At 67.5% G+C, this 22,359-nt stretch carries 19 protein-coding genes; 15 read left to right on the top strand and 4 right to left on the bottom strand.

Annotated features, from left to right (window positions below; all coding sequences use genetic code 11):
- Positions 1-782, bottom strand: a 782-nt coding sequence (locus tag E1261_RS14230) for an alpha/beta hydrolase (protein WP_238176214.1), incomplete at its 3' end; no start/stop codon positions are given.
- Between the two features lie 76 nt (positions 783-858).
- Here E1261_RS14230 and E1261_RS14225 point away from each other — a divergent pair.
- Together E1261_RS14225 and E1261_RS14220 are read left to right on the top strand one after the other, a co-directional pair.
- On the top strand, positions 859-3,018 hold the full coding sequence (locus tag E1261_RS14225; protein ID WP_132406705.1) for an RNA degradosome polyphosphate kinase: 2,160 nt from the start codon (positions 859-861) through the stop codon (positions 3,016-3,018).
- A 9-nt stretch (positions 3,019-3,027) separates the two neighbouring features.
- Positions 3,028-3,906, top strand: a complete 879-nt coding sequence (locus tag E1261_RS14220; RefSeq protein ID WP_132406703.1) for an NUDIX hydrolase — start codon at positions 3,028-3,030, stop codon at positions 3,904-3,906.
- On the opposite strand, the gene E1261_RS14215 is transcribed toward E1261_RS14220, so the two are convergent.
- From E1261_RS14215 to E1261_RS14205, 3 genes are all read right to left on the bottom strand, one after another.
- A complete protein-coding gene (locus E1261_RS14215) occupies positions 3,893-4,795 on the bottom strand; it encodes a hypothetical protein (protein ID WP_132406701.1) in 903 nt (300 codons plus the stop codon). The two genes, E1261_RS14220 and E1261_RS14215, sit on opposite strands and share 14 nt — an antisense overlap.
- A gap of 59 nt (positions 4,796-4,854) precedes the next feature.
- Positions 4,855-5,253 carry a hypothetical protein gene (locus E1261_RS14210; RefSeq protein WP_132406699.1) on the bottom strand — a complete coding sequence of 133 codons (399 nt, stop codon included), beginning with the start codon at positions 5,251-5,253 and terminating at the stop codon, positions 4,855-4,857.
- A gap of 100 nt (positions 5,254-5,353) precedes the next feature.
- Complete coding sequence (locus E1261_RS14205; protein WP_165952491.1) at positions 5,354-5,998, bottom strand: response regulator transcription factor; 645 nt, start codon at positions 5,996-5,998, stop codon at positions 5,354-5,356.
- A gap of 339 nt (positions 5,999-6,337) precedes the next feature.
- Here E1261_RS14205 and E1261_RS14200 point away from each other — a divergent pair, with 339 nt between their 5' ends.
- The 13 genes from E1261_RS14200 (at position 6,338) to pstA (ending at position 22,351) form a co-directional block, all read left to right on the top strand.
- Complete coding sequence (locus E1261_RS14200) at positions 6,338-6,811, top strand: bifunctional nuclease family protein (protein ID WP_132406695.1); 474 nt, start codon at positions 6,338-6,340, stop codon at positions 6,809-6,811.
- Positions 6,812-6,929: 118 nt separating this feature from the next.
- Positions 6,930-8,207, top strand: a complete 1,278-nt coding sequence (locus E1261_RS14195; protein ID WP_132406693.1) for a hypothetical protein — start codon at positions 6,930-6,932, stop codon at positions 8,205-8,207.
- Between the two features lie 25 nt (positions 8,208-8,232).
- Positions 8,233-9,498, top strand: coding sequence for a hypothetical protein (locus E1261_RS14190; RefSeq protein ID WP_132406691.1), 1,266 nt, complete (start codon positions 8,233-8,235; stop codon positions 9,496-9,498).
- A 114-nt stretch (positions 9,499-9,612) separates the two neighbouring features.
- The gene (locus E1261_RS14185; RefSeq protein ID WP_132406689.1) at positions 9,613-10,884 is read left to right on the top strand and encodes a hypothetical protein; all 1,272 of its coding nucleotides are present in this window, start codon (positions 9,613-9,615) and stop codon (positions 10,882-10,884) included.
- A 65-nt stretch (positions 10,885-10,949) separates the two neighbouring features.
- Positions 10,950-12,221 (top strand): hypothetical protein, encoded by a 1,272-nt coding sequence (locus tag E1261_RS14180; protein WP_132406687.1) that lies wholly within the window; start codon positions 10,950-10,952, stop codon positions 12,219-12,221.
- A gap of 121 nt (positions 12,222-12,342) precedes the next feature.
- Complete coding sequence (locus E1261_RS14175; protein WP_132406685.1) at positions 12,343-13,623, top strand: hypothetical protein; 1,281 nt, start codon at positions 12,343-12,345, stop codon at positions 13,621-13,623.
- 11 nt (positions 13,624-13,634) lie between these two features.
- Entirely contained in the window at positions 13,635-14,903 is a 1,269-nt protein-coding gene (locus E1261_RS14170; protein ID WP_132406683.1) for a hypothetical protein, read from the top strand.
- Position 14,904: 1 nt separating this feature from the next.
- Positions 14,905-16,194, top strand: a complete 1,290-nt coding sequence (locus tag E1261_RS14165; RefSeq protein WP_132406681.1) for a hypothetical protein — start codon at positions 14,905-14,907, stop codon at positions 16,192-16,194.
- A 7-nt stretch (positions 16,195-16,201) separates the two neighbouring features.
- Positions 16,202-17,467 carry a hypothetical protein gene (locus tag E1261_RS14160; RefSeq protein WP_238176212.1) on the top strand — a complete coding sequence of 422 codons (1,266 nt, stop codon included), beginning with the start codon at positions 16,202-16,204 and terminating at the stop codon, positions 17,465-17,467.
- Positions 17,468-17,479: 12 nt separating this feature from the next.
- The gene (locus E1261_RS14155; RefSeq protein WP_132406677.1) at positions 17,480-18,757 is read left to right on the top strand and encodes a hypothetical protein; all 1,278 of its coding nucleotides are present in this window, start codon (positions 17,480-17,482) and stop codon (positions 18,755-18,757) included.
- 236 nt (positions 18,758-18,993) lie between these two features.
- On the top strand, positions 18,994-20,121 hold the full coding sequence (gene pstS / locus E1261_RS14150) for a phosphate ABC transporter substrate-binding protein PstS (RefSeq protein ID WP_202874684.1): 1,128 nt from the start codon (positions 18,994-18,996) through the stop codon (positions 20,119-20,121).
- 143 nt (positions 20,122-20,264) lie between these two features.
- Positions 20,265-21,434 carry a phosphate ABC transporter permease subunit PstC gene (pstC, locus tag E1261_RS14145; RefSeq protein ID WP_238176210.1) on the top strand — a complete coding sequence of 390 codons (1,170 nt, stop codon included), beginning with the start codon at positions 20,265-20,267 and terminating at the stop codon, positions 21,432-21,434.
- Positions 21,431-22,351: a phosphate ABC transporter permease PstA gene (pstA, locus tag E1261_RS14140; protein WP_132406673.1), complete on the top strand. Its 921-nt coding sequence runs from the start codon at positions 21,431-21,433 to the stop codon at positions 22,349-22,351. Before pstC ends, pstA begins: the two co-directional genes overlap by 4 nt.
- Positions 22,352-22,359 lie beyond the last annotated feature (8 nt).

The following is a 22,359-nucleotide window of genomic DNA, read 5'->3' as shown; positions in this document are numbered from 1 at the left end:
GGGGTGTAGTGGTCTCGGTACCAGAGGATGTCTTCTTCGGTGAGAAGGAAGTTCTCCCCGAAGAGGTCTCGGCTCGGGCGGCGGCCTACTAGGTCGACCGCGGGGTAGAGGAGCACCTGGAGTGCCGGGCGCGGGAGGTCGCGGACCACACACTGCTGGGCGACTACCGCGGCCAGGTTGCCGCCGGCGCTGTCGCCGCCGACGGCGATCAGGGTGGGGTCGACGGCTAGGTCTTCGGCATGTTCGACGGCCCAGGTGAAGGCGGCGATGGCGTCTTCGGCAGCGGTGGGGGCCGGAGCCTCGGGAGCAAGCCGGTAGTCGACGGAGAGGACGCGGATGCCGGCGTCGGCCGCGATCGTGCGGCAGAGCGAGTCGTGAGTGTCGAGGTCACCGACCACCCAGCCGCCACCATGCAAGAAAACGAGCAGCCCGCGGCCGGCGTTGCGAGGCACATAGAGACGAGCGCCGAGCTGCCCATCCGCCCCACGCACGGTGAGGTCGGTCACACGCTGTAGCTCGCGGGGGTGACCGGCGATCAGTTTGCTCACGCTGCGCAGGTGCGCGCGGGCCGTGGCGGCGTCCTTTTTGGTTGTGCCGGGCAACAATGACTCCACGCGCAGGAGCAGTTGCACTTCGGGGTCGAAGGTGTTGCCGTCGATCTGGATCGGGGCGCCGGCCAGGCGCCGGCGGACGGCGGTGGGCAGCGCGTAGAGCGGCGTCAGCGCGTTCGCTTGTACGGCGGACACGGTGCCGCGGAGCAAGGCGTCCAGTCGAGGGTTCACAAGGAGTGACGCTAGCAACAAGTTCACCCAGCGCGTCGACATGCCCTCGGCAACCTGACGTTCATCAAAGGATGGGATGCTGGTCAACGTGGCTGGAGACTTGCTGGCATCCCACAATCGGGAGTACGACGTAGAACCGCCGTACGACATCGCGGCCGCGGGTGATCTCCCGGCGGACCGCTTCTCCGATCGTGAGTTGAGCTGGCTGGCGTTCAACCAGCGAGTCCTCGAGCTCGCCGAGAACGACACGGTCCCGTTGCTGGAGCGGGCGAAGTTCCTGGCCATTTTCGCGAGCAACCTGGACGAGTTCTACATGGTCCGGGTGGCCGGTCTGAAGCGTCGGATCGCGGCCGGGGTCGCGGTGAAGGCGGCCAGTGGGCTGCTCCCCCGTGAGGTGCTCGACCGCAGTCTGACCCGCAGCCGCGAGCTGATGGACCGCCAGGCCGACACCTGGCGCAAGGTGGTTCAGCCGGCGCTGACCGAGCAGGGCATCGACATCCTGCGCTGGGTCGATCTGGAGGAGAGTGAGCGCGAGGAGATGACCCGGTTCTTCCGGGACCGCGTCTTCCCGGTGCTGACCCCGCTGGCCGTCGACCCGTCACACCCGTTCCCGTACATCTCCGGTCTGAGCCTCAACCTGGCCGTCGTGGTCCGCAACCCCGACACCGGCGGTGAGCACTTCGCGCGGGTGAAGGTGCCGCCGCTGCTGCCGCGGTTCGTGCAGGTCGCGGAGGGCCGGTTCGTCCCGCTGGAGGACGTGATCGCGACCCACCTCAGCCAGCTGTTCCCGGGGATGGAGGTCACCCAGCACCACACCTTCCGGGTGACCCGCAACGAGGACCTCGAGGTCGAGGAGGACGACGCGGAGAACCTGCTGGTGGCGCTCGAGAAGGAGCTGCTGCGCCGCCGGTTCGGGCCGCCGGTCCGGCTCGAGGTCGAGGAGTCGATCGATCCGCAGGTGCGGGCGCTACTGCTGTCCGAGCTAGGTGTCAAAGAGGCCGAGGTGTTCGAGCTGCCCGGTCCGCTGGACCTGCGTGGCCTGTTCGCGATTGCCGGTCTGGACCGCGCCGAGCTGAAGTATCCGGCGTTCGTCCCGTCCACCCACCCGCATCTGGCGGAGGTGGAGACGTCCAATCCGGCGGACATGTTCTACGCGCTCAAGCAGCGCGACGTACTGGTTCATCACCCGTATGACTCCTTCTCGACCAGCGTGCAGCGCTTCATCGAGCAGGCGGCCGCCGATCCGCATGTGCTGGCGATCAAGCAGACGCTGTACCGCACGTCCGGTGACTCCCCCATCGTCGATGCTCTGATCGACGCGGCCGAGGCCGGCAAGCAGGTGCTGGTGCTGGTCGAGATCCAGGCCCGGTTCGACGAGCAGGCGAACATCAAGTGGGCCCGCCAGCTCGAGCACGCCGGCTGCCACGTCGTGTACGGCGTGATCGGCCTGAAGACGCACTCGAAACTCTCGATGGTGGTTCGTGACGAGCCGGATGGTCTGCGCCGCTATGTCCACATCGGCACCGGCAACTACCACCCCAAGACCGCCCGGCTGTATGAGGACCTCGGCCTGCTGACCAGCGACAAGGTGGTCACCGAGGACGTCGCCCACCTGTTCAATCACCTCTCCGGTTTCGCTCGCAACGCGGGCTACCGCCGGATCCTGGTGGCACCCCAGTCTGTACGGCGTGGTCTGCTGGAGCGCATCAACCGCGAGATCCAGCACCACCTGTCCGGTCGTCCGGCGCGGGTGCGGATCAAGGTCAACAGCCTGGTCGACGAGGCCTTGTGTGACGCGCTCTACCGAGCCTCGCAGGCCGGCGTACCGGTCGACCTGTGGATCCGCGGCATCTGCACGATCCGGCCGGGGATCGAGGGGCTCTCGGACAACATCCGGGTCCGCAGCATCCTGGGGCGGTTCCTCGAGCACAGCCGGGTGTTCTGGTTCGAGAACGGCGGCGAGCCCGAGGCCTGGATCGGATCGGCCGACCTGATGCACCGCAACCTGGACCGCCGGGTGGAGGTCCTGGTGCAGCTCAAGGAGACCGACCACATCGGCGAGGTCCGCGAGATGTTCGACATGGCCCTCGACGAGGGCACTCAGTCCTGGTGGCTGCAGCCGGACAACACCTGGGAAGCCAGACTGACCCGACCGGACGGTGAGCCGCTTCGTGACCTGCAGGAAAAGCTGATCGCCACGCGTGGCCGCCGCAGAACTGCCGACCCGATTACCTAGGCTGAACGTATGAGCAACCCGGCGACGGTTATCGCCGCGGGTGGTGTCGTCTGGCGTGAGCGCCGCGGCATCCGTGAGGTGCTGCTCGTGCACCGCCCCCGGTACGACGACTGGTCCCTCCCGAAGGGCAAACTCACCCAGCACGAGCACATCCTGCTGGCGGCACGGCGTGAGATCGAGGAGGAGACCGGCGTACAGGTCGTTCTCGGTGCGCCGCTGGGTGTGCAGCGCTATCCGATCCGCAAGAACGGCAGTACGGCGCAGAAGCTCGTGCACTACTGGTCCGCCGTACCCACTGGTGGCGTCGACTTCGAGCCGAACGACGAGGTCGACGAGATCGAGTGGCTGCCGGTCGACCAGGCCCGGTCGCGGCTCAGCTACCCGCGCGACGTCGACATCCTGGACGAGCTGGCCGTCGTGGCGCCCGTCGAGGCGACGCTGGTCCTGATGCGGCATGCGGCGGCAGTGAAGCGCAAGGACTGGGATGGCAAGGACACGCTCCGCCCACTCAACCCGACCGGTACGGCGGTCGCCGAGCGACTGAGCGACGTACTGGCTGCTCTCGGTGCGGACCGGTTGATCAGCAGCGACGCCGAGCGCTGCACCGCCACACTGGTGCCGTACGCGAAGGCGATCGACCGGCACCTGCATCTCTGGCCGGAGATCTCCGAGCGCGGGTACGAGGCCCACCCGCACGGCCTGCGTGGTTTGGGCGACCGGGCGTGGAAGTCGGACCGAGTGACCGTCGTGTGCTCGCACCGGCCCGTGCTTCCCGCATTGCAACGCGAGCTCGGCCTCAAGGTCGGGAAGTTCTCCCCAGGTGCCTTCCTGGTCGCGCACCGGCTGACCGACGGCCGTCTGGTCTACGAGCGCTTCAGCGCCCCCTGAGCACCTCACTCGACTTCGCGGCCAGCGCCTCGATCTGCGGGTTGAGCCCGCTGAACTCGCTGACATGCCTCTCGACGATCTGCTGCTCGATGGCCAGTCCGTCGCGATCGATCGCCGCGAACAGCCCCGTCTGCTGGCCACACCGGACGAAGCTGACCGCGAACGCAGCCTCGGCCTTACTCGGCCGGTACTCGCGCGGCGGCACGGCCGGCTTGTACGGAACGTCGGCCGGCAACCCCGCGGGGCGCCGTACCGGAGTCGGCTTCGCCGGCGCGTGAGAACCGGTCGTGATCCCGAACTGCTTCAGATCACCACGTGCACTGAAGGTCGCTCCGGCCTGCAGCCGATGCCCCCGACCAGCGAGGCAGGCCACCAGCTTCTTGCCATAGGCAACGAGAATTGCCTCGACCTTCCGGGCCCGATCCTGGACCAGCGCATTCCCCAGCTGTGCATAGCGATCCCGCAAACCCGCGACCTCGATCGGTACGCCGAGCGCCTCCCGGGCCGTGGTCTCGCACCGATCCGCGACGGCGAAGAACGCCGGATCCTTGCGGTCGATCGTGGCCGGCTCCGCGGGCAACGCCGTACCGAATCCGTACTTGCGGGCCTCCGCCTCGGTCCGCGGACTGATCGGCGGCCGCGACAACCCGGTCACGGCCTCGACCGATTCGTTGCCGAGGGCCCGTTCCTGCGGATACCCGTTGTCCGCCAGACACTCGAGGAACAAGGCACGATCGGCCTGATCGACCAGTGTCAGATCCGCCCGCCGGAACAATTCGAACGGCCGCGCACCGGCCGGCAACGGTGGTAACTCAGGCGCCCGCGGCGCCGGCTCCGCGGCACAGCTGGTCGCTATCAACAACACACCCAGTACGGCGATGGCTCGCATCAGGTCCCCCTTCGGCCAACCGCGGGGACGGGCGAACCCGCCCCCGCGCGTCGGGTCGGTCAGCAGCGGCCGCGCTTGTGCTTGGCGTTCTCGTCGTTCAGGTCGTACGCGAAGTTCGACCAGGTGGTCGACCGCGACGGGAACTGCCAACTGTCGTTGACCCAGTCACCGGACTCGGTGACGCAGACCGGCGAGACGGTGTCGCGGTTCTTGATCGAGCTGGCGTTGTGGTAGAAAACCACGCCGTTGTGGAAGTTTCCCTCGTTGGCATGGTTCGACGACCCGTAGAAGAAGTGCCGCTGGCCGCCGCCCCCACCGGAGTTCTGGGCGAAGCAGATCTCGCCCGAGTTACAGGCCAGCAGGCCGTCGCCGCGGTCCGCGCCGGCCAGCGATGCGCCGGCGAATCCCAGCCCGGTGGTCAGGACGAGTCCGACGGTGATTCTCGTGATTGCGCGCATGGTGTGCGCCTCCCCTGGTTTCGATGTGCCGGGCCGCTGTTCGGCCCTGCCATCGAGTCAACCGCCTTGCAGGCCGTGGAACCCGTGTCGTTCGGACACGTCAGCCCTGGTCGGACGGACAGGGGATCGCCAGCAGACCTGTCCGAACTGCCAGCTTGACGACGTGCGCCCGGTTCCGCGCGTGCAGCTTCGAGAGCAGGTTCGACACGTGGTACTTGACCACGCGTTCGCTGCGCTGCAGCCGGCCGGCGATCTCACGATCGGTATGACCGTCGGCGACCAGCTTCAGTACGGCGTACTCGCTCGGTGTGATTGCCTCAAGCAACCGTTCTGGCGGCTCGGGTGCCGGCGGCGGATCCCGCAGGATCTCGGCGCCGATCGTCGGACTGATCCAGCCGTCCGGCGCCAGGCCGGAGCGGACCGCGACCAGGCCGACCGTGATGTCGTCCGCACTCGAGACGATTCCGTCCAGACCGGCGGCGAAATACTCCCGCAGCCGCTTCACCGGTGGACAGTCCCCGGTGACGAGCGCGACCACCTTGAGTTTGCTGGCCGTGTCCCGGCCTTGAAGAAGTCTCGTGATCCCGGCGTGGTACGCCGTGTCCACGAGCACCACATCGGTCCGGCCGGAACGGATCCCGACGGCCGCGGCCGCGATGTTCTCCACCGCACCCGCAACCCGGAACCGGTCCTGCTCCTCGACCAGTGTCTGCACTCCGTCGCGGACCAGTCGATTCGGCGCCACGATCAGCACCTCGGTCCACGCCTGATTTACTGCAAAGGTCCCCCGACCTGTCGGCATTCGGTCCCCAGCCTCTCGCCGTACGCTGACGTGGCGTCGCCGGACGCGGCCGATGACGCACTGTCACCTTAAAGTGATCTACCTTGCTTTGTCAGTAACTGACCGTGCAAGTGATTTGACCTGGATCGTAGGGCCGTCCGCTTTCAGCGCGCTGTCGCGGCACGACTCGGTGACGATCCGGGCGCGGCCGCAGGGGTGTCCGGGTGACACTGGAACCGACGGGTATGTTCCTACCGAGGAACCGGCGCCCCACCGGGTGCCGGTCTGAGGAGAGGTCGCACCATGACGATGATGCGAGAACTGACACTGATCGGGATCCGGATGGAATCGCCCAACCGGGCCCCGGTGATGATGCTGCGCGAGACCGAGGGTTACCGCTATCTGCCGATCTCGATCGGCTCGGTCGAAGCGACCGCGATCGCCTACGAGGAACAGGGCCTGCGCCCGTCCCGCCCACTCACCCACGACCTGATGCGGGACCTGATCGAAGCCTGGGGCGTGCGGCTGGAAGCGGTCGAGATCGTCGAACTACGGGACGCGGTTTTCTACGCAGAGTTACTGCTCGACAACGGTGCGCGGGTGTCGGCGAGACCGAGCGACTCGGTGGCGCTCGCAGTCCGCCTGAACACCCCGATCCGCTGTACAGAAGAGGTTCTGCGCGAGGCCGGCGTGGCCACTCCCGAGGAGGAACAGGCCGAACTGGAGCGATTCCGCCAGTTCCTGGACGGCGTCGCGCCGGAGGACTTCTCCAGCTGAGTGACCCTTTGCACGTTGATGCAAATGTTTTCCGGTCTGCACCGTTGACCTGTTATGGTCCGAGCCACGCACTGGCGGCAGGGGTGATCGCCAGGCGTTTCTCACCTGGGGTTCCTACATGCGCAGAGTTGCTGCCACCACTGCGGCTGCGGCCGCCCTCCTGACCGCCGGCCTCGCCACGCCCGCCTGGGCCGCCGCGCCGGACGCACCGACCGACGTGAAGGTCGCTTTCGGCGCCGACGAAAAGGTCCAGCTGACCTGGAAGGACAACGGCGAAGCCAACGTCGTCTACCTGAAGTACCAGAACGACCCGACCCTCCTCGAGGTCGCCAAGGTGGCCGCCGCTGACGCCAACGACGTCCTGGTGCCGAGGGGCATCTTCGCGCACGCGGACCACGTGCAACTGGTCGTCAAGGCGGCGGTGGCCGAGGAGCTCAGCGAGCCTGGCCTGTCGCCGGAGTTCGACACCTTGGTCCTGCCCGCGCCGGTGCTCCAGGACGCGAACCTGCTGCCGAACCTGTCGACCCAGCTCAAGTGGACGCAGGCCGCGATTGCGGACGGTACGCCGAACGACCCGCTGGACGACCCGCTCCGCGACGGAGTCGAGGTCACCGCCCTGCGTCCGAACGGCAAAACCGAGAGCCTCGGGTTCGTCCAGGCCCCGGCGACGACCTTCACGTTCGTACCGCAGCCGCGTCCGACCACGTTCACTCTGTACTCGAGCAACCCGTGGGGCCAGGCCAAGGCCGTCAAGACCGTCAAGGTAGGCACGCTGGGCGCCGGGATCACGGTCCCCGCGACGGCGGCGTACTCGACTCGGCTCGCCATCAAGAGCACCCTGGACCTGTTCACCAGCCCGGGCCGCGAGGAGCGCGCGAGCGCCATCCCGGTCGAGCTGCAGGCCCGCGCCAAGACCACCGACGCCTGGAAGACCTACGGCCGGTACGCCGGTAACACGACCACCGCGTTCGACACCGGCATCGCTTCCCTGGGCAACCGCCAGTACCGGCTGTGGGTCCCGGCCCGGAAGGTTGTCAGCGGCAACGTCATCGTCCTGACCCCGGCGTCGTCGACCTCGGCGAAGTCCTCCAAGACCTTCATCAACTACGCCGGCAGTGGCTTCAGCCCGTCGACCGGCCGGATCGGTACCCGCTGGACCTTCTCGGTCAAGATCCAGCCGGCCGTGACCGTGCAGGGCAAGTTGCAGTTCTGGGACGGCCGGGCGTGGTTCGACGCCGGACCGCTTCCCATCACCAAGGGCTCCTACGTCGAGCGCGGAGGCCCTGAGACCGAGCGCGTCAGCATCCGCGTCCGCGTCACCGTCCCCACGGTGGTCGTCAACGGTCTGACCGTCAACGCCACCACGAGCTCGGCGTACAACCTCACCATTCGCTAGTCCCCTCACAAGAAGCAGGATCAACATGCGCAAAATTGCCCTCGCGGTGACTGCTGTCGCCGCCCTGTCCGTCGGTCTGCAGACCCCTGCCTTCGCGGTGGCTCCGGATGCACCGACCGATCTGACCGTCGCCTGGGTCGACGGAAAGGTCCACCTGACCTGGAAGGACAACGGCGACGCCAACCTGGTCTACGCCGAGTACGACGGCGGCACGCCGGGCCTGATCGCGTCCCTCACCGCTGCCGGTGGCAACGAGATCTCCCTGACCAACCCGCTCACCGCCTCGGACAAGGTCCGGCTGATCGTCAAGGCCAGCAACGGCACCGAGGTCAGCGAAGGAACGGCGACGCCGGTCTTCGACACCCGCCGTCCCGCCGTACCGGCCCTGAAGGACGCCAACCTGGTCGCCGTCTCGACTGCCTCCATCAGCTGGACCCTGGCCGCCGTCGCCGACCAGACGCCGGGCGACCCGCTGGACGTCGCCGGCGCCGGAGCGGTCAAGGCCAACATCGACCTCCCCGGTACCGCGACCAACAGCCACACCTTCGCCGTCGGCGCGACCTCGGGTGTGCTTCCGGCCGTGGCCCGGCCCGCAGCGATCAAGCTGAGCGCCGTCAACGAGTGGGGCGACAGCGCACAGGACGTCAAGGTTCTGCGCGTGGGCAGCCTCGCCGCCGGAATGACCGTGCCGGCGCGCGCCGTCTACGGTTCCCGGCTCGCGATCAAGAGCACCCTCGACCTGTTCACCAGCGAAGGCCGCGAGGAGCGGGCGAGCGGTATCAAGGTCGAGCTGCAGGCGCGCGCCAAGACCACCGACGCCTGGAAGACCTACGGCCGGTACGCCGGTAACACCACGGCCGCCTTCGAGACCGGCATCGCCTCCCTGGGCAACCGTCAGTACCGGCTCCTGGTCCCGGCCCGCAAGATCGTCGCCACCAATGTCATCGCGCTGACCCCGGCCACCTCCACGTCGGCCAAGTCCTCGGTGACGCTGACCAAGTTCATCTCGGCAGGCTTCACCCCGGCCGTCGCCAACCGCGGCGCCAACGTCGACCTGTCCGCGCGGATCTCGCCCGCCTCGACCGTCAAGGCCCGCCTGCAGTTCTGGGACGGCCAGGCCTGGTTCGACGCCGGTCCCCTGCAGTTCAACAACGGCTACGCCCTCCAGCACGGCGGCGCAGGCGACGAGCCCGGCTCCGCCCGCTTCCGCATCACCGTGCCCGCCGTCCTCGTCAACGGCCTGACCGTCAGCGCCACCACGAGCTCGGCCTTCACCCTCACCATCCGGTAATTGCACGAAGCTGCAACTCGTTGAGCTTGCTTGATCCCGCCAGTGCGTGCGCTACTTTTCCTGCACGCACTGGCGGCAGGGGTGGTTCGCCAGGCGCTCTCACCTGGGGAACTCATGCGTAAAACCGTTCTGACCGCAGCCACGGCTGCCCTCCTGACCGCCGGCCTGCAGGCACCCGCCTGGGCCGCGGCCCCGGACGCACCGACCGACCTCACCGTCGGCTGGACCGCCGGGAAGGTCCACCTGACCTGGAAAGACACCGGCCAGGCCAACCAGATCTTCGTCGAGTACGACGGCGGCGCGCCCGCCCTGCTCGCATCGGTGACCTCCGACGGCGGCGACGAGTTCTCGCTGAGCAACTCGCTCACCGCATCGGACAAGGTCCGGCTGATCGTCAAGGCCGTCGTCGGCGAAGAGGCCAGCGACGGTACGGCGACTCCGCTCTTCGATACCCGGCGTCCCGCCGTACCGGCTTTGAAGGACGCCAACCTGACCGCGACTTCGGCGGCTGCCATCACCTGGACGCTGGCCGGTGTCGCCGACCAGACGCCGGGTGACCCGCTGGACATCGCCGGTCCCGGATCCGTCAAGGCCACCATCGACCTGCCCGGTACCGCGACGCAGGCCGTCACCTTCCCTGCCGACCGCACGTCGGGCACCCTTCCGCGCGTGGCACGTCCGGCGGCGATCAAGCTGAGCGCCGTCAACGAGTGGGGCGAGGGCGCGACGGGCGCCAGGATCCTGCGACTGGGCACGCTCGGCGCCGCGATCACCGTTCCCGGGAAGGCCGTGTACTCGGCACGGCTCGCCATCAAGAGCACCGTCGACCTCTTCACCAGCGAAGGCCGCGAAGAGCGCGCCAGCGACGTCAAGGTCGAGCTGCAGGCCCGCGCCAAGTCCACCGACGCCTGGAAGACCTACGGCCGCTACACCGGCAACACGACCAGCGCCTTCGACACCGGCATCGCCTCCCTCGGCAACCGCCAGTACCGGCTCTGGCTGCCCGCCCGAAAAGTTGCCCTCAGCAACGTCATCGCGCTGACCCCGGCCGCCTCCACGTCGGCCAAGTCCTCCACGACGCTGGTCAAGATCGTCAGTGGTGGCTTCAACCCGACGGTCGGCCGGCCCGGTACCCGCTGGACCTTCTCGCTGAAGATCCTGCCCGCCGTGACAGCCAGGGGCACCTGGCAGTACTGGGACTGGGACACCAACACCTGGTACAACGACGGCAGGATCCAGCTCACCAACGGTTCCTACTACTACCGCAGTGAACCCGACTTCGAGCTCGGCACCATCCGCCTCCGCGTCGTCGCGCCCACGGTCGTCGTGAACGGCCTGACCGTCAACGCCAACACGAGCCCTGGCTACAACCAGACCATTCGCTGATCACGCTCTCTCCACGCACCGCCATGGCAACAGCCGTGGCGGTGCGTGCCTTTGAAAGGTTTCCCATGCGTAGATTTGCCCTGACGGCTACTGCTGTCGCTGCCCTCGCCGCCGGTCTCCAGACCCCGGCCTTCGCCGCGACCCCGGACGCGCCGACCGACCTCACCATCGGCTGGGCCGGAGAAGACATCCGGGTCACCTGGAAGGACGACAACACCCGCAGCGTCGTCTACATCGAGAAGGAAGGCGAGGCGCCATTCATCGCGATGGCACTGCCGGAGACCGGGCCGAACGAGGCCCTGCTGAAGACGTACCAGTTCAAGGAGTCGGACAAGACCCGCATCATCGTCAAGAGCGAGGTCGGCGACGTACTGAGCGAAGGCGCCGAGTCGGCGTGGTTCGACGCCCACCGTCCCGCCGTACCGGCGTTGAAAGACGCGAACCTGGCCGCGAACCTGACCACCACGCTGAGCTGGACGCTGGCTGCGCCCGCGGACTCGACGCCGAACGACCCGCTCGACGTCGCGGGCAACGGATCCGTCAAGGCCGCCGTTGACCTGCCAGGCACCGCCACCAGCAGCTACACCTTCGCCACCGGTACGACGTCGGGCGTCGTACCGGCGCAAGCGCGTCCTGCCGCGATCCGGCTGAACGCGTGGAACGAGTGGGGCGCGAGCGCACTGGACGCCAAGATCGTCCGCCTGGGCACCCTCGGCGCCGGGACCACCGTGCCGGCCTCGGCCGTGTACGGCGCGCGTCTCGGAATCAAGAGCACCCTCGACCTCTTCACCAGCGAAGGCCGCGAAGAGCGGGCGAGCGGTATCAAGGTCGAACTCCAAGCCCGCGCCAAGACCACCGACGCCTGGAAGACCTACGGCCGGTACGCCGGCAACACCACGACTGCCTTCGACACCGGCATCGCCTCCCTGGGCAACCGCCAGTACCGGCTGTTCGTCCCCGCCCGGAAGGTTGTCAGCGGCAACGTCATCGCACTCACCCCGGCCGCCTCAACCTCGGCCAAATCCTCGAAGACCTTGATCAAGTTCATCGACCTGCGCTTCACCCCTGCGGCAGCCAAGACGGGCACCAGGGTCGACATCACGGGCAAGATCCAGCCCGCCGCCACCGTCCGCGGCACCCTGCAGTACTGGACCGGCTCCAAGTGGGACCCCGGCTTCGCAGTCCAGTTCAACAAGGGCTCCATGCTCAAGCACGCCCGGGCCGGCGTCGACAAGCCCGGCACCTACCGCCACCGGATCGTCCTCCCCGCAATCACCGTCAACGGCCTCACCATCAGCGCCACCACCAGCCCCACCTTCAACTTCACGCTGCGCTGATCCCAGCAATTGCACGAAGCTGCAACCCGTTCGACTTGCTTGATCCGCCAGTCCGTGCGCTACTTTTCCTGCACGTACTGGCGGCAGGGGTGACCACCAGGCGTTCTCACCTGGGGATCCCATGCGAAAACTCGCAGCCACCACCGCTGCCGCCATACTCCTGACCACCGGCCTGGCCACGCCGGCCTGGGCAGCCCTGCCTACGGTGCCGACCAACGTGAGGGTGGCCTGGGTCGGGGACAGCATTCGGGTGACGTGGGAGGACCAGGGCGAGGCCAACGTCATCAAGCGCCGGTACGGCGGCCGGTCGGTCGAGGCCGCGGTCACGACGGCCGGGCAGGTGAACGAGGTGCTGTTGTCGCCGGACTTCGACGCGAGCGCCGACGTACAGATCTCTGTCGTCTCGACGTCCGACGGGCAGACCAGCGGCCTGGGCCTGAGCCCGCACTTCGACACCCTGCGGCCGACCAAGGCCACCGTCATGGGCGCGAACCTGCTCGCCGACCTGTCGGTGCGGCTGATGTGGAACCGGCCGACGAGCGACGACCCGGATCCGAACGACCCGCTGGACCGGCCGGACGCCGAGTGGTTCAAGGCAACGGTCACCGGGCCGGGTGCCGGGCAGACAGAAGACTTCTCGATCCCGCTCGATCCGCAGACCACCGGCTTCACGGTCCCGGCCCGGCCGCGACCCACGTCCATCACGGTTGCGGCCGGCAACGAATGGGGTACGACGCCCGGCGACGGACCGCGGGTCCGGGTCGGCACCATGCGCATCGGCGCGGTCATGCCGGCGCAGCAGGTCTACAACCGGGACATCCAGTTCGGTGCCACGCTGCACCGGTTCTTCTGCGCGTGCGCCGCAACACCGGACCCAGCTCCGATCCGGGTCGACCTGCAAGCACGACCGAACAGCTCAGCGCCGTGGAAGACGGTCGTCTCCAACAGTCGCCCCAACGGTCAGCAGGTCCCGCTCCCCAGTCGGTCGCTGGGCAGTCGGCAGTACCGGCTGTGGGTGCCGTCGTACACGCGGTACTACGACGACGGCCACGCGATCGAGGTCACGGCCCCCGCCTCGACGTCGGCGAAAACGTCGCTCACGTCGGCGCACTTCGGCAAGGTCGGGATCTTCCCGGCATCGGCGCCGGTGAGTGCGACCGTCAGGCTGATCGTGCAGCTGTCACCGCAGGTCGACATGAAAGCGGCCCTGCAACGCTGGGACGGCAAGCAGTGGCGCTACGCCCGCGAAGTACGCCTGACCAAGGGCCACGCAGACATCGCCCTCCGCGCCGCCGGCCGAGGCACCACCACGAAGTACCGCATCCTCACGCCCAAGCTGCTGCTCAACGGCCTCCCGATCGAAGCCAGCACCAGCGCCCCCTTCACTCTCACCGTCCGCTAGGAACCCAGCACATGCGCAAAACACTGGCCACGACGGCCGCCGTCGCCCTCCTCACCGCCGGTCTGTCCGGCACCGCCTGGGCCGCCCCTGAGGCGCCGACCGACGTACAGGTCTCCTGGACCGAGGACGGCAAGGTCCGCGTCACCTGGAAAGACAACGGCGAGGCCAATGGGCTCAACATTCGCTATGCCGACCAAGGCGTCTACGCCGGGAAGACGACGGCCGACGCACCCAACGAAATCCTCCTCAGCCCCAGCATCTTCCGGGACCGGAGCGATGCTCGCATCGGAGTGTGGTCGGACGCGGCCGACGGAGGGACGAGCGGTTGGGGCAACAGTCCGCTGTTCGACAGCCGCCAGGTCGCCAAGCCGATGTTGTTCCAAGCCTCGTCGCTGTCCGCCACTTCGGTGCGACTGCGGTGGAATCAGGACGAGGTCGCGGACGACACTCCGAACGACATCATGGACAAGCCGGACGGTGAGTGGCTGAAGGCCACCGTGACCGGACCGGCCGCCGGCCAGCAGACGGAGACCCTGATCCCGGCCGGTACGCACATGGCGCACGTACCGGTCCCCGCGGGTGTGGTGACGATCAAGCTGTCTGCCGGGAACGAGTGGGGAGTCGCGCCTGCTCGTGACTACCAGACCGCCCGGGTCGGGACCATGCGCGTGTCGTCCACTCTCCCGGCGATGACGTCCTTCCCTGGTTTCAGCTTCAAGGGCACCCTGCAGATGTCGGAGATCCCGCCGTCCGCCAGCGAGAACTTCGACGTCCAGGTCCGGCCGAACAGCTCCGCGCCGTGGCAGACGATCGGTAGCGGCGTTGGCGCCTACAAGCCAGGCACAGCCATCGCGGCCTACACCGGCGCCTCCGGCGGCCGGGAGTACCGGCTGTGGGTCGCGGCGACCGAGCACATGCGGGATGACGTGCTCCTGGTGACGCCGCCCGCTTCGACGTCCGCGAAGTTCATCCGGCGCAACACCGCGATCTACCGCGCCGGGTTCTCCCCGGCGACGGCCCAGGTGAGCGCGACGGTGAAGCTGATCGTCAACGTCGAGCCGCACCTCGCGATGAAGGCGGCTCTGCAGAAGTGGGACGGCAAGAAGTGGGTGTACCTGCGAGCCGTCCAGCTGGACAGCAAGGGCAACGCCTCCATCCCGATCCGCGCCGCGGGCCGCGGGACGACCACGAAGTACCGAATCGCCACTCCGCCGCTGAAGGTCAACGGCCTTCCGGTGGAAGTCAGCACCAGCAAGCCGTTCACGCTGACGGTGCGCTGACATGCGCAAGTACGCCGTACTCGCGGCCTCCGTTGTGCTCCTGAGTGGCGGGATGATTGCGCCGGCGTGGGCCGAGCGGCCACCGGAGCCGACCGGTGTGCAGGTCTCGTGGGCTGGGGATCAGATTCGCGTCACCTGGCTGGATCAGGGCGAGGCGAATGTCGTTTGGGGGTTTGCCGCCGGCCGCGAGACGGTGCTGGCGCGTGTGGCTGCTGCGGACGCCAACGAGGTGCTGGTTCCGGCTTCGAGTTTCCCGGCCAGCTCCAGGGCTCAGATCATGGTGGGTGCAATCGATGCTGAGGGCAACGAAAGTGCACTGCGGGGCTACAGCCGGACCTTCGACACCTTGCGGCCGGCCAGGCCCGATATGCGCCATCCGCAGATGCGGCCGGATTCCTCGGTCGAGCTGGTGTGGGCGCAAGGGACGGTCGACGACGAGAACCCCGGCGACCCCTTGGACCGGACGGACGCGACCTGGCTGAAGGCCACCGTCGCCGGACCGGGCACGGCGCAGCAGCACTACCCGATGCCGCTGGACGACAACCAGTACTTCGCAGTGCCCGCACCACCGCAGTTGTCGACGATCACGATCTCCTCCGGCAATGAGTGGGGTACGTCGGCTCAGACGGGGCCACGGGTCCGGGTCGGGATCACGCGGGTGGACGCTCCGGTCAATCCCACCAAGGTGTTCGGCGCCCACGCCGTACCCATGGCGACGGTGCATCGGTTCCTCTGTGCGTGCGCGGAGGATCTGAACCCGGAGATCGCTGGGGTCGGCGTCGACCTCCAGGCGCGACCGAACAGCTCGGCCCCGTGGCAGGTTGTCAAGTCGAACGCAGGCCCGGTCAATACGGCGATCGATCTGAGCGACGGCTTGGTCGGCAGCCGGCAGTACCGCGTCTGGGTCCCCGAGAATTCCTGGTACTCCAACGTCAACAAGCAGTACGAGGTCATGCGCCCACTGTCGACCGCCCCGAGGACCTCGCTGACGTTGTCGAACTTCGTCAAGACCGGCTTCGTTCCTTCGACCGCCCCGGTCAGCGCGACCGTGAAGCTGAACGTCGAAGCGCGGCCGCTGGTCGACAAGCTCGCCGCTCTGCAGCGCTGGGACGGCAAGCAGTGGCGTTACGTCCGCGACATCAAGCTGATCCACGGTGCCGCCTCCATCCCGATCCGCGCCGCCGGCCGCGGCACGACGACGAAGTACCGGATCTTGGTCCCCCGCATCATCTACAAGGGGCTCCCCATCGAAACCACCACCAGCAAGCCCTTCACTCTCACCGTCCGCTAGGGATCTCATGCGCAAGTTAGTTGCTCTTGGCACCACTGCCGTTCTGCTGACCGCGGGTCTTTCCACGCCGGCTTGGGCTGCGGTTCCGGATGCACCTACCGACGTGCAGGTGGCGTGGGTGGATGGGCGGGTTCGGATCAGCTGGCAGGACGTGGGCGAGGCGAATACGGTTCGGGTCGAGTATCCGGATCGGCCGCTGACGCAGGTGCTCGAGTTCACGGAAGCGGGTGCGCCGAACGAGGCGTTCGCGAACAGGTTGGTGGACGACAACCGGGTTCGGGTCACGGTGACCACGAAGAAAGACGGCGAGCAGAGTACGCCGACGCCTTCGGCGTGGTTCGACGCGCGGTGGGCGACGCACCCGGTGGTCCAGGACGCCACCCTGCTCGCGGACGGCTCGGTCGCGATGAAGTGGACCCAGCCGGCGATCGGTGTCGACCAGACGCCGAACGATCCACTGGATCGGCCGTTGTCCGACGAGTGGCTGAAGATCACCCTGACGCCCGCCAAGGGGGCTAAGGAGGAGTTCCTGCTCCCCGCCGGGGCCACGGAGTTCACCGTGCCGCCGCGACAGCGGCCGATGACTCTGCGGATGTCTTCCGGCAACGAATGGATCAGCTGGATTCCGGAAGGTCGGTGGGTTCGGGTCGGCGTCATGAGTGCCGGGATGTCCGTCCCGGCTCTGGAGTCGTACGGCCGTTACCTCGACATCATGAGCACGCTGGACTTGTTCTACTGCGACTGCGCCGAGCATGGTGAAAGCGGGATCACCGTGCAGTTGCAAGCACGGGCGAACAGTTCCGCACCGTGGAAAACCTACGGCCGCTTCGGCGCCGACACAGTGGACCCGGTCCAGACGCCGATGAGCTCGCTCGGCGGTCGGCAGTACCGCTTGTGGGTACCGGCGCAGAAGGCGCACAACGGGGACATCACCCTGAGCGCCGCGACGTCGACGGCGGCCAAGTCGTCGCGGACGGTCGCGAACATGATCATCACGCGATTCGAGCCGAGCCGCCTGCTGGTCGGCCAGACAACCAAGCTGAACGTGCGCGTGCAGCCGGCGATCGACATGACCGCCGCGTTGCAGAGCTGGAACGGGAAGCAGTGGCGTTACGTGCGGGCGGTGCCGCTGAAGAAGGGCATCGCGATCGTGCCGATCAAGGCGACCAGGCGCGGTACGACGACCTTCCGGATCGCGACGCCGCCCGTCACGGTGAGCGGGCTCCCCGTCCTTGCCACCACCAGCAAGCCCTTCACTCTCACGATCCGCTAGGAAGCCATATTCATGCGTAAGCCAGTTGCTATCGGTAGTGCCGCGCTCTTGCTGACTGCGGGTTTGGCCAGTCCTGCTTGGGCTGCGGAAGCGCCGACAGATGTGCAGGTGGCGTGGGCCGGGGACAAGGTTCGGGTCAGCTGGGCGGACAACGGGGACGCGAACGAGATCTGGACGGCGTACCCGGGGACCGGGTTGGTGCAGACGAGTGGCAGGACCGCAGTGGGTGGGGCCAATGAGCTTCTGATCGATAGGTCGAAGTTCTTCGACAAGGATCGTGTCCAGATCCGGGTCATCGCTCGGACGGCGGACGGGCAGAACGGGCCGTCGGCAACGAGTGTGGAGTTCGACAGCCGGATCCCGGTTTATCCGATCATCGAGGATGCGGATCTGCTGGCTGACGGGTCGGTGCGGCTGGGGCGGTGGACGCAGCCGGCGGTGGTGGACACGAATCCTGGTGACCCGCTCGACCGGCCGGCTTCGGACACCTACCTGGGCGCCCAAGTCGCCGTACCGGGGTTGCCGAAGGAGCGGATGGTGATTCCGGCCGGGGCAACCTCGTACACGGTGCCGCCGCGGCCGCGGCCCGCGACGATCACGTTGTACGCCGGGAACGAGTGGCGCGAGTCGTACCTGTCCAACGGTGATGGGCCGTGGCTCGAGCGCAAGGTCCAGGTGGGCACGATGGCGGCGTCGTTCGTCGTGCCGCCGATGGGTACCTACAGCGTGCAGCTCGGCATCACGACGACCTTGAAGACCAACCTGACGAACTTCAGCCCATTGGTGCAGCTGCAGGCGCGTCCGAACAGCGCGGCGCCGTGGAAGACCTACGGCCGGTACGACGGTGATGTGCGCGAGCCCTTCGATACCGGGATGGCCTCGTTGGGCGGGCGTCAGTACCGGGTGTGGGTGCTGCCGTCGAAGAAGATCGAGCAGTCGGAGATCAAGCTGACACCGGCCGCGTCGACCTCCGCCAGGTCGTCGAACACGATCGCGAAGATCTACACCCGGGGGATCGTCTCCTCGAAGGTACGTGCGGGGCGGATGGTTGGACTGAAGGTGCAGGTGCAGCCCGCGCTGGACATGAAGGCCGCGCTGCAGAAGTGGGATGGCAGGCAGTGGCGGTACGTACGCGAGCTGGCGCTGAAGGCGGGGGTTGTGAGCATCGAGTTCCGCGCCACGGCACCGGCTGGGACGACCCGGTACCGTGTGCTCACTCCGCCGGTGAAGGTGAACGGGCTCCCGGTGCTGGCGACCAGTACGTCGTACTTCACCTTGACCGTCTACTGAGTGAAATGCTGAGCGTTACCGAAACGTGAGCAAACGCCCGTTTCGATCTACGGAGAGTGACGGGCGTTAACTCAGTTCACCTGATGGCCGCCTGGTGGCACGCCGGGCGTCGTTTACGGTGCTGGAACCGTTCACCGGTCGTTTACCGACGACGGACCGGGCAGTCACCTGGTCTCCCTACCGTCTGTGGAAGTTCAGAAGTCTGATTCCCGCAGAAGGGCAACACTCTCGTGTTCGTGAATCGTCTGGTCCGCGTCGGCTCGGTCGCCGTGGCATCCCTCGGTGTGCTCGCTCTGAGCGCCTGTGGCAGTGACCCGGAGCCGTCCGGCTCCTCGAGCCCGAGCACGGGTTCGTCCTCGACCGGCGCCGAGTGCCCGCAGGGCACGCTGAACGCCGAGGGCTCGTCGGCGCAGAAGAACGCGATCGAAGAGGTCATCAGCAAGTACAACGAGTCCTGCGACAAGGTCACGGTGAACTACAACCCGACCGGGTCCGGCGCGGGCATCAAGCAGTTCAACAACGGCCAGGTCGACTTCGCCGGTTCGGACTCGGCGCTGAAGACCGAGGCCAAGGACGGCGGCGAGAGCGAGGCCGCCCAGGCCGCGAAGCGCTGCGCCACCAACCCGGCGCTCAACCTGCCGATGGTGATCGGCCCGGTCGCGATCGCCTACAACGTCGACGGGCTGCCGAAGCTCGTTCTCGACGGTGCGACCGCCGCCCAGATCTTCCAGGGGACCGTCAAGACCTGGAACGACCCGGCGATCGCCAAGCTGAACGCGGGCGTCACGCTGCCGTCGGCCCCGATCTCGGTGTTCTTCCGCTCGGACGAGTCCGGCACCACGGAGAACTTCACCAAGTACCTGAAGGCTGCCGGTGGTGCCGCCTGGAAGGGTGAGCCGGCCAAGAAGTGGACCGGCACCGGTGCGGGCAAGGAGAAGTCCGCGGGTGTCGCCGAGGGCGTCAAGAGCACCAAGAACTCGATCACGTACGTCGAGTGGTCGTACGCCGTCGACAACAAGCTCGGCGTCGCCCAGATCGACAACGGGTCGGGTGCGCCGGTCGAGCTGACCGCCGAGACCGCCGGTAAGGCGCTGGCCGCCGCGAAGCCGGCCGGTACCGGGTCCGACCTGTCGATGAAGCTGGACTACGCGACCAAGGAGGCGGGTGCCTACCCGATCATCCTGGTCACCTACGAGATCGCCTGCAGCAAGGGCCTGCCGGCCGAGAAGACCGCGCTGGTGAAGAGCTTCCTGACCTACTTCGCCGGCAAGGACGGCCAGGGCGCCCTGACCGAGCTGAACTACGCGCCGCTGCCGGAGGAGATCCGGACCAAGGTCGACGCGGCCATCCAGACGATCAGCTGATCAAGCCGATCCGCTGACGAAGAAGTTGCAGTGAGGCGAGCCCCGGCCGGTCCCGAGTTCCTCGGAGGACGGCCGGGGCTTCGCCGCGTCACCCCGCACCGCGCACAGCCCCACGACGACCCCAGGCGCTTGGAGCACCATCAATGAGTAGTCCAGACGGCACGGAACCGCCCGACCGGCCGGCGGAACCGGCCGCCTCCGGAGGAGAACCACGGATCGAGGACGTGGTCGACACCACCGGCCCGGCCGCCGTGCACTTCGAGACGTTGACCGACGAGAACGACGACGGGCGCCCCGCGGCCCCGGAGCCGGAGGAGAGCAAGAAGAAGCTCGACCTCGGCCCGGTCGGTCACCTCGGCGACCGGTTGTTCTCCGGCCTGGCGCACGGATCCGGCGGCCTGGTGGTCGTGATCGTGGCGTTCGTCGGCATCTTCCTGCTGGCGCTGGCGATCCCCTCGCTGGCCGACAACAACACCAGCTTCCTGTTCTCCCGCGTCTGGGAGCCGGGTGGCTCCGATCCCAAGTTCGGGATCGCGGCGCTGTTCTACACGACGATCATCAGCTCGATCATCGCGATGCTGATCGCGGTTCCGATCGCGATCGGCGTCGCGCTGTTCGTCACGTACTACGCGCCGCGGCGGATCGCCACCCCGGTCGCGCACGCCGTCGACCTGCTGGCCGCCGTACCGTCGATCGTGTACGGCCTGTGGGGCCTGCTGTTCTTCGCCCCGATCCTGCTGCCGGTGATCAACGGCCTGTCCGCCGCGCTCGGCTGGATCCCGTTGTTCGAGAAGCCGATCGGCGACAACGTCGGAGTGATCTTCACGATCTCGGTGGTGCTGGCGATCATGATCCTGCCGGTGGTCACCGCGATCAGCCGGGAGATCTTCGCGCAGACCCCGATCGCGCACCGCGAGGGCGCCCTGGCGCTCGGCTCCACCAAGTGGGAGATGATCCGGATGGCAGTCCTGCCGTACGGACGCTCCGGGGTGACGAGCGCCGCGATGCTCGGTCTCGGCCGGGCACTCGGTGAGACCGTCGCGGTGATGATCATCCTGACGGTGCCGAACGGCAACGACCCGTGGAACTCGTCGATCTTCGCCGGTGGCGAGACCTTCGCGTCGAAGATCGCCAACAACGCGGCCGAGTTCGACACCCCGGAGAAGACCGGCGCGTTCATCGCGGCCGGCCTGGTGCTGTTCGTCGTCACGTTCCTGGTCAACTCCGCGGCCCGCCTGATCGTCGCGCGCAGCGCGCCCGGCGCCAAGCGTCCGCGCCGCAACCGCCGCGCCACCGAAGGAGCGTCAGTATGACGGCCATCGTCGAGAACAAGCCGGCGTACGACGGCAAAGAACTGGACCTGAGCGGCAAGTCCGGGGCCCGTGCCTTCAAGAACGTTCTGGCGACCGTGTTGATCGTGGCAGCGTTCGTGATCGCACTGATCCCGCTGATCTGGATCCTCTGGACCGTTGTCAGCAAGGGCTATCACCTGCTCCTGAGCGCCGACTGGTGGAGCCAGTCGCAGCGCGGTGTCACCGTCCGCCGCGAAGGCGGTGGTGCGTACCACGCGATCATGGGCACGTTGATCATGGCGCTGATCACCGCGGTGATCGCGGTCCCGATCGCAGTGCTCGGCGCGGTCTACCTGGTCGAGTACGGCAAGGGCACCAAGGCTGCCCGGGCGGTCAGCTTCATGGTCGACATCCTGACCGGTGTCCCGTCGATCGTCGCCGCCCTGTTCATCTACGCGGTCTGGATCACGATCTTCGGTTTCAACCGGGTCGGGTTCGCGGTGTCGCTCGCGCTCGTGTTGCTGATGCTGCCGGTCGTGCTGCGCTCCACCGAGGAGATGCTGAAGCTGGTCCCGGACGAGCTCCGGGAGGCGTCGTACGCGCTCGGGGTGCCGAAGTGGAAGACGATCCTGAAGGTGGTCGTGCCGACCGCGTTCGGCGGCATCGTCACCGGCGTGATGCTCGGTCTGGCCCGGGTGATGGGTGAGACCGCGCCGCTGCTGATCCTGGTCGGCTACTCCAAGAACATCAACCTGAATCCGTTCGACGGCTTCATGGGCGCACTGCCGACGATGATCAACCAGGACCGGACCGAGCTGGCGCTGCAGCCGGCCGCGGACCGGGTCTGGTCGGCCGCCCTGACGCTGATCCTGCTCGTCCTTGCCCTCAACCTGCTGGCCCGGCTGGTTGCCCGGTTCAGCACCATCAAGTCGAAATAGTCAGAGAG

Origin of the sequence: Kribbella albertanoniae, assembly GCF_004348455.1 — a bacterium.
In the GTDB taxonomy this organism is placed as follows: domain Bacteria; phylum Actinomycetota; class Actinomycetes; order Propionibacteriales; family Kribbellaceae; genus Kribbella; species Kribbella albertanoniae.
Note: the sequence above shows the minus strand (reverse complement) of the source record. Positions and strands in the feature narration are given on the sequence as shown.